At 76.7% G+C, this 1697-nt stretch carries 1 pseudogene; it reads left to right on the top strand.

Going from position 1 to position 1697, the window contains the following annotated elements:
• Positions 1-34: 34 nt before the first annotated feature.
• Positions 35-1697, top strand: a pseudogene (locus AOK15_RS40030) (amino acid adenylation domain-containing protein); the annotation flags it as partial.

Here is a 1697-nt window from a genome sequence, read left to right as displayed (position 1 = left end):
TAGGTGAGGGTGGAGTCGCCGTCCACACGGCGACTCCACCCTCACCTACGCGGCCCTCGACACCGCGTCCGCCGCCCTCGCCGCCGGGCTCCGCGCGCACGGGGTGCGCCCCGGCGACCTCGTCGGACTGCTCACCGAACCGGGCGGCACCGCCACCGTCACCGGGGTGGTCGGCATCCTGCGCGCGGGCGCCGGCTGGGTACCGCTGGACGCCACCCACCCCGCCGCCCGGCACCGGGACCAACTGGCCCGTACCGGCGTCCGTGTCCTGGTGTGCGACCCGGCGAACCACGAGGCCGCCGCCCGGCTGGAGGGGGTCGTCCCGGTCGTCACGACCGAGGCACCCTCACGCCCGGTCGCCGTGACCGAGGCCCACTCGCTCCCGGTCGCCACGGCCGACGTCTCCTCCCCGCTCCCGGAGGAGGCCGCCGCCGACCTCCTCGACTGCCCCCCGTACGACCCCGAGGCCGTCGCGTACGTCATCTTCACCTCCGGCTCGACGGGCCGTCCGAAGGCCGTGCCCGTCACCCACCGGTCCATGGCGAACTACCTCGACTGGGCGCTCGCCACCTTCGGCTACGGTCCGGGCGACCGGCTGGCGCAGACCGCGTCGGTCTGTTTCGACGCCTCCGTACGGCAGTTGCTGGCCCCGCTGCTCGTCGGCGCCTCGGTGCACACCGTCTCCCGCGATCTGCTGCGCGACCCCGAGGCGCTCCTCGACCGGGTCGTGGCGGACCGCATCACGGTGTGGAGCTCGGTCCCGACGCTCTGGGAACGCCTGCTGACCGCCGCGGAGGAGCGTGTCCGCCGGGACGGGGCGGCGTCCCCGGACCTCTCCGCGCTGCGCTGGGTCCACGTGGGCGGCGAGGCCCTCCCCGCGGCCCACGTCCGCCGCTGGTTCGACCTCCTCGACGCGACGTCCACCCCGGCCCACTCCCCCGGCGTCCCGGGCGTCCCCGGCACCTCCGATGCCCGCCGTGTCCGCCATCGGGTCGCCAACCTGTACGGCCCCACCGAGGCCACCATCAACGCGACCTGCCACATCATCGACACCCGCCCCGCCGACGACGTCCGCCACCTCCCCATCGGCCGCCCGATCGCCGGCACCGAACTGACGGTCGTCGACGCGGACGGCCGGGCCCGCGCCCCCGGGGAGGCCGGGGAACTCCTCATCGCCGGAACCGGACTCACCGCCGGCTACCTCGGCGACCCGCACCTCACCGCGGCGGCCTTCACCGAGCGGGACGGGCGGCGCTGGTACCGCAGCGGCGACCGCGTCCGCCGTACGGCGGACGGGGTGCTGGAGTTCCTGGGCCGCCTCGACGACCAGGTCAAGGTCCGCGGCCACCGCGTCGAACTCGGCGAGGTCGAGGCCGCGCTCCTCGCCCACCCGGGCCTGGCCCGCGCGGCCGTGCTGCTGCGGGGAGGGCGGCTCGTGGCGTACGTCGAACCCCGCGCCGGGGCGCCGGAGCCCGACGCCCGCGAGGTCCGCGCCTTCCTGTCCCGGACCCTGCCCCCGTACATGCTCCCGGCCCGGATCCACGCCCTCGCCACCCTCCCGCTGACCGGCACCGGCAAGATCGACCGCAACCGTCTCGCGCCACCCCCGGACCACGGCACACCCGCACCGACGCCCGCACCGCCCGCCGAACGGGCCGCCGCCGCACCGGAGGAGCCCGGTGCGGCGGCGGCCCGTT

The organism is Streptomyces ossamyceticus (assembly GCF_001418475.1).
Taxonomy (GTDB): Bacteria; Actinomycetota; Actinomycetes; order Streptomycetales; family Streptomycetaceae; genus Streptomyces; species Streptomyces ossamyceticus.
This window is presented reverse-complemented; position numbering and strand designations above follow the sequence as displayed.